The sequence below is a fragment of the Okeania sp. SIO2B3 genome, assembly GCF_010672525.1.
Taxonomy (GTDB): Bacteria; Cyanobacteriota; Cyanobacteriia; order Cyanobacteriales; family Microcoleaceae; genus Okeania.
In genome coordinates, this window is the sequence record NZ_JAAHGH010000038.1 from 57006 (window position 1) to 64187 (window position 7182).

3 protein-coding genes are annotated in these 7182 nt (G+C 40.6%); all 3 read left to right on the forward strand.

All coding sequences use genetic code 11. The features are described 5' to 3' along the window. Positions 1-87 precede the first annotated feature (87 nt). The 3 genes from F6K15_RS21880 to F6K15_RS21890 all read left to right on the forward strand — a co-directional run bounded on the left by F6K15_RS21880 (position 88) and on the right by F6K15_RS21890 (position 6856). Positions 88-2106, forward strand: coding sequence for a DNA-directed RNA polymerase subunit gamma (locus F6K15_RS21880; RefSeq protein ID WP_293064252.1), 2019 nt, complete (start codon positions 88-90; stop codon positions 2104-2106). Further along, positions 2096-2308, forward strand: a complete 213-nt coding sequence (locus F6K15_RS21885) for a hypothetical protein (RefSeq protein WP_293064254.1) — start codon at positions 2096-2098, stop codon at positions 2306-2308. The genes F6K15_RS21880 and F6K15_RS21885 overlap by 11 nt, the downstream gene beginning before the upstream one ends. 306 nt (positions 2309-2614) lie before the next feature. Beyond that, positions 2615-6856, forward strand: coding sequence for a DNA-directed RNA polymerase subunit beta' (locus F6K15_RS21890; protein WP_293064256.1), 4242 nt, complete (start codon positions 2615-2617; stop codon positions 6854-6856). Positions 6857-7182 lie beyond the last annotated feature (326 nt).

Here is a 7182-nt window from a genome sequence, read left to right on the forward strand (position 1 = left end):
GCAAATGTCTAGCGCGTGTCTAGTTTTCAAGAAGGTGTTAATTTTGTAGTCTTAACTCTTTAATTCTTTTTATTCTTGATTGTAAAGATGCCAAAACTTGAACAAAGATTTGATTATGTCAAAATTGCTCTAGCTTCTCCAGAAAGAATTCGTCTCTGGGGAGAAAGAACTCTACCAAATGGTACAGTTGTAGGAGAAGTTACTAAGCCAGAAACTATTAATTACCGGACTCTCAAACCAGAGATGGATGGGTTGTTTTGCGAACGCATCTTTGGTCCGGCGAAAGATTGGGAATGTCATTGTGGGAAGTATAAGCGAGTCCGACATAGAGGTATTGTTTGTGAAAGATGTGGAGTAGAAGTAACTGAGTCTCGGGTGCGCCGTCACCGTATGGGATATATAAAATTAGCAGCACCAGTTACTCATGTTTGGTACCTCAAGGGTATTCCGAGTTATATGGCAATTTTGTTAGATATGCCATTGCGAGATGTAGAACAAATTGTTTACTTCAATGCTTATGTGGTACTAGATCCAGGGAATCACGAAAGTTTAAGTTATAAGCAACTTTTAACAGAGGATGTTTGGCTAGAAATTGAAGATCAAATTTATAGCGAAGATTCAACAATAGTTGGGGTGGAAGTTGGTATTGGTGCTGAAGCTCTACAAGTCTTATTACAAAATCTTGCTCTAGAGGAGGAAGCAGAAAAACTAAGGGAAGAAATTGCTAATTCTAAAGGTCAAAAACGCGCCAAATTAATCAAACGTTTGCGAGTAATTGATAATTTTGTCGCTACGGGTTCAAGACCAGAATGGATGGTTTTAGATGCTATTCCAGTCATTCCTCCCGATTTACGTCCGATGGTACAGTTGGATGGTGGTCGCTTTGCAACTAGCGATTTGAATGACTTATATCGACGAGTGATTAACCGAAATAATCGCTTGGCAAGACTGCAAGAAATCTTAGCACCAGAGATTATTATTCGTAATGAAAAACGAATGTTGCAAGAAGCAGTTGATGCTTTGATTGATAATGGTCGTCGCGGTCGTACTGTGGTAGGTGCAAACAACAGACCTCTGAAATCTTTGAGTGATATTATTGAAGGAAAACAAGGTCGTTTCCGGCAAAACTTGTTAGGTAAACGGGTTGATTATTCAGGACGTTCGGTAATTGTTGTCGGACCGAAATTGGCAATTAATCAGTGTGGTTTACCGCGAGAAATGGCAATTGAATTGTTTCAACCATTTGTCATTCATCGGTTAATACGTCAGGGGTTAGTTAATAATATTAAAGCTGCAAAAAAACTGATACAAAGGGGAGACCCGAATGTTTGGGATGTGTTAGAGGAAGTAATAGAAGGTCATCCAGTGATGTTGAACCGGGCACCAACTTTACACAGATTAGGTATTCAAGCTTTTGAACCTATTTTAGTAGATGGTCGCGCAATTCAGTTACATCCTTTAGTTTGTCCGGCATTTAATGCTGACTTTGATGGCGACCAAATGGCGGTTCATGTGCCACTTTCTCTAGAGTCGCAAGCAGAGGCAAGGTTATTGATGTTGGCATCGAATAATATTTTGTCTCCTGCAACTGGTCGTCCGATTATTACGCCTTCTCAAGATATGGTATTAGGTTGTTATTATCTGACAGCAGAAAACCATAGAGAACAAGGTGGAAAAGAACTATATTTTGCTAGCTTTAACGATGTAATTTTAGCTTATGAACAGTCTAAGGTAGGGTTACATACTTATGTATATTTGAGGTTGCCTGCTGATGTGACGGTCGAAACAGATAAGTCAGAAGAAATGCCTCCTGATATCCAACAGATATCAGAAGAAGTTGCGATTAAAATTTATTGGATGCCATTGGATAGTAAGATATTACCTGATACTTTGGGAGAGTTGAAGTCAGAGAAAACTCTAGAAAATGGAGAGGTAGTGAAGCGTTATCACTTGTATCGGGTTCATTATACTCAACAGGGAAAAATTAAACAGGTTCATATTAAATCTCGCCAGGTGCGGGAGATAAATGGAGAAGCAGCGACACAGTTTGTGGTAACAACACCTGGTCGCATAATTCTCAATCAAACAATTGAAAGTGTTTTGTAAAGGAGTCAGGAGTCAGGAAGGCAGAAGGCAGGAGGCAGAAGGCAGAAGGGAAGAAAAGCAGGACTTACGCAAGGACAATAAATCAAGCGAGGGTGCAATTCGGAGCTTGGCATTAGCCAATGCCATTTGCTTCGCAGAACTATCGTTAACGCCCCAACATACATCTGGTATTGCTGAGGGGCGGGATGAATATAAGTGGTAAGTGGCGGCAGGCATCCTGCCTGTCCCGAAAATATCAGGAACGGGAAAATATCAGGAACGGGCAAGATGCCCATTCCACAAAACTATTTTGTCTTTCCTTAGAATAACAGTCTTTTTATCTAAATTATAGCAATGTGCGCTGGCATATTTACAAATTACAAGAACTGTCCAATAGCTAAAAGTCTTATATTATTCCTTCGGAGATGCTGCGCAAACGGTTTTTTATTCCCCCAGATGAGCTGTTGCCTGTTGCCTGTTGCCTGCGCACAGCGCTATAGTAAACTAATAAACAAAGGTAGAGAATAACATGATTTTTCGGAATAGAGTTGTTAATAAAGGTCAACTGAAAAAGTTAATTTCTTGGTCTTTTAATAATTATGGTACAGCTAGAACTGCACACATGGCAGATAAACTGAAAGATTTAGGATTTCGTTATGCCACAAAAGCAGGAGTTTCTATTAGTGTTGATGACTTACGAATACCTGCTTCTAAACGACAACTTTTAGATGCAGCAGAAGAAGAAATTCGCGATACAACTGACCGCTATACAAAAGGAAAAATTACTGAAGTAGAACGCTTTCAAAAAGTAATTGATACCTGGAATGTTACCAGTGAAAATCTTAAAGATGAGGTAGTTCGTAACTTTAAGGCAAGTGACCCTCTGAACTCAGTTTATATGATGGCATTTTCTGGAGCGCGGGGTAATATTTCTCAGGTGCGTCAGTTAGTGGGAATGCGTGGTCTGATGGCAGATCCACAAGGGGAAATTATTGACTTGCCAATTAAGACGAATTTCCGGGAAGGTTTAACTGTAACGGAGTATATTATCTCCTCCTATGGTGCGCGCAAAGGTTTGGTTGATACAGCATTGAGGACTGCAGACTCCGGTTATTTGACTCGTCGTTTAGTTGATGTTTCTCAGGATGTAATAGTTCGGGAAGCAGACTGTGGCACAAAGCGGGGAGTAACCGTGACAAGCATGAAAGATGGCGATCGCGTGTTAATTCCCGTACAAGACAGATTATTAGGTAGAGTATCAGGAGAAGATGTTAAACATCCAGAAACAGGAGAAATTATTAGTAGTGGTGGCGTTCAAGCAGTCAGAAATCAAGTATTTACAGAAGACTTAGCTAAAGCAATAGGTAAAGCAGGTGTAGAAAAAGTATTTGTGCGATCGCCATTGACTTGTGAATCACCTCGTTCTGTCTGTCAACAGTGCTATGGGTGGAGTTTAGCTCATGGTCAGATAGTAGATATGGGAGAAGCTATTGGGATTATTGCTGCTCAGTCTATCGGCGAACCAGGTACTCAATTAACAATGCGGACATTCCATACTGGTGGTGTATTTACAGGGGAAGTAGCACGTCAGTTCACATCTCCTTTTGCAGGTGTAGTAAAGTATCCATCAACTGTGCGTACCAGGTCATTCCGGACTCGTCATGGGGACGAAGCAATGATTGCAGAAAATAATTTTGACCTAACAATAGTAGGAACTAATGGCGGTCAAGAAAATATATTCATTGCTCAAGGTTCTATTTTGATGGTGCAAAATAACCAACAAGTTTTAGCAGGAGACATTTTAGCAGAAGTACCAAAGGCAGGTCAGGTCAGAAAAACAACTGAGAAAGTTACAAAAGAAGTAGCCTCAGATTTAGCAGGGGAAGTTCTATTTGCTAAGTTGGTGCAGGAAGAAAAGGTAGACAGACAAGGAACGACAACGCGCATTGCTCAAAGAGGAGGTCTGATCTGGATCTTATCAGGAGAAGTTTATAATCTGCCACCAGGTGCAGAAGCAGTAATCAAAAATGCTACTACAATTAGTGTTAATAGTGTAATTGCTGAGACTAAGCTAGTAACAGAGCATGGTGGTGTGGTACGAATTCCTTCTACGGAAAAAACTCAAAATATTTTGAGTGCAGGAACTCAACAGCCAACAACTGATGAGTCTGAAGAGTCAGTGACTACTACTAACATTCCTACCCAACTGCCAGTGCATACGAAAGCACAAGATAATCTACCTCGTGAGATTGAAGTCATTACTGCCAGTGTGCGACTAGACCAGGCAAAAGTTAGGATGGAAACCATTGCTAACCGAGACCAGTATATCATTGAAGCCCAAAATAATCAACGATTTGCTTTGAAAGTTACTCCTGGTAGTAAAGTTGGCAACCACGAAGTTATTGCTGAACTTTTAGAAGACAATTATAAAACGAATACAGGTGGCATCATTAAATATGCCGGAGTAGAAGTTCTCAAACGTGGTAAAGCTAAACAAGGCTACGAAGTGACAAAAGGTGGTACATTGCTATGGATTCCTGAAGAATGCCACGAAGTCAATAAAGATATATCTTTGCTATTGGTAGAAGATGGTCAATATGTAGAAGCAGGTACAGAGATAGTTAAGGATATTTTCTGTCTGTCTAATGGAGTTGTAGAAGTACACCAAAAAAATGATATTCTCAGGGAAGTGGTAATTAAACCAGGTGAACTACATAGTGGAGATTATGAAGCAGATTTAGGGGATTTGACTCTAATAAATGGTCAGATCGCAATGCCAGGAAAAGAAGTGGTGCCAGGATTAGCAGTCTCTGAGTTAAAGTATATTGAATATGTAGAAACTCCAGAAAATCCTGGATTATTATTACGGCCTGTGACAGAATTTCATGTGCCTGACGATCCTGGGGTTCCTTCTCAGAAATCAATTAATTCTTCCATTGAGTTAAGGGCAGTACAACGCATTTCTTTTAAAGATGGAGAACGAGTTAAATCTGTAGAAGGTGTAGAATTACTACGAACCCAGTTAGTATTAGAGATTGGAGAAGAAGCTCCTCAATTAGCTGCTGATATCGAGTTATCACCAGATCCAAAGGAAGAGGGAGTAATGCGTTTGCAGTTGGTAATTCTAGAATCTTTGGTAATTCGTCGTGATGTAACGGCAGATACAACTCATGGTAGTACAAGTACCGAACTTTTGGTGAAAGATCGGGATGTAATTGAAGCTGGAGCAGTGGTTGCTCGCACGGAAATTTTATCTAAGGAAGCTGGTGAGGTACGCGGTATTAAAGAAGGTTCGGAAGCTATTCGTCGTATTTTGATAGTCAGAGATGCTGACTTAATTAAAATACCAGTTAATACTTTGCCATCTGTAGCTCAAGGGGATTTATTAGTTGCTGGTACGGAAATTGCCCCTGGAGTATTTCTTGAACACTCGGGTCTGGTTTCTAAAATTCAGAAAACAGTTGCAGATCATGGTGAAGAAAGCTATCAAGTTATCTTGCGTCAAGGCCGACCTTATCGTGTTTCTGCAGGAGCTATACTGCTGACCATGGATGGGGATTTGGTACAACGAGGGGATAATTTAGTACTGTTAGTATTTGAGCGGGCTAAGACTGGGGATATTATTCAGGGTTTACCTCGAATTGAGGAATTGTTGGAGGCTCGTAAACCAAAAGAGTCTTGCATTTTAGTGAAGTATCCGGGTCAAGCTCAGGTTAAGGCTAATGACGATCATGTGGAGGCTAGCGTGGTTTCGCCTGACGGAACAATTACAGATTATCCAATCGGTCCTGGGCAGAATGTGATTGTTTCTGATGGACAAAATGTAAATGTGGGTGAATCACTCACAGATGGACCCCGAAACCCCCATGAAATTCTGGAGATTTTCTTTAACTATTACCGCGACCATGAAAGCATTTATGAGGCTTGTTTGAGGAGTTTTGAGGCTTGTCAGAAGTTTTTGGTAGATCAAGTGCAGGCGGTTTATCAATCTCAGGGTATAGATATTTCTGATAAACATATTGAAGTAATTGTGCGTCAGATGACTGCTAAAGTCAGGATTGATGATGGTGGTGATACTACTATGTTGCCTGGAGAGTTGATAGAATTACGACAAGTGGAACAGGTTAATGAGGCTATGTCTATTACTGGTGGAGCAACAGCTCAGTATACGCCAATGTTGTTAGGGATTACAAAAGCATCTTTGAATACAGATAGCTTTATTTCGGCAGCGAGTTTCCAAGAGACTACAAGGGTGTTAACGGAGGCGGCTATTGAAGGTAAGTCAGATTGGTTAAGGGGATTGAAGGAAAACGTGATTATTGGGCGTTTGATTCCTGCTGGTACTGGTTTTAATGCTTATGAAGATGCCCTGAGTGCAGAGATTAGTCGTTTGGAACAAAATTGGGATGAGGATATGGATATTATTGAGGAGGAGAATTTACAAAGTGTGGTCTTGGACGATCAAACAGCACGATCGTTAGAATTGGAAAGTAATCTGAATTTATCACCTATGAATTCACCTATGAATAATAATTTTGGAGATTCTCAAGGTATATCTAAAGAGCCAAATCAATTGATAGATGATAGTATGCCTGATTTTCCTGGCATTCTAAGTAATAGTGAATCAGTTTTAGATGATTCTGATTTTGTGCCAGATCCTTTTGATTCGGATTTTCCTAGTGACCTAGAAGATGACTTAATAGATGATGATGATGATGATAGTGATGATGGTTTTGATGATTTTGATGAAAACACGCCAGATTTAATCTAAGAGTCATTTCAGTTATCAGTATCTCCTTTTGCCCCCCTAGCCCCCCAATTTTGGGGGGAATAAGACTCTAAAAGTCTCCCAAAGTTGGGGGATGCGCTGGGGCTTGAGCTGATTATGGGTATGATGCAAGCCCCCCTAGCTCCCCAAAATTGGGTGGAATAAAGCTCTAAAAGTCCCCCAGAATTGGGGGATGCGCGGGGGCTTAAACATCACCAAAAAATCGCGCATTCATACTTCAATTTTGCCCCCCTAGCTCCCCAAAATTGGGTGGAATAAAGCTCTAAAAGTCCCCCAGAATTGGGGGATGCGCGAGGGCTTAAACATAA

Coding starts and splice junctions, on each gene's coding strand:
- F6K15_RS21880 (WP_293064252.1), top strand. CDS start 88: ATGCCAAAACTTGAACAAAGATTTGATTATGTCAAAATTGCTCTAGCT.
- F6K15_RS21890 (WP_293064256.1), top strand. CDS start 2,615: ATGATTTTTCGGAATAGAGTTGTTAATAAAGGTCAACTGAAAAAGTTA.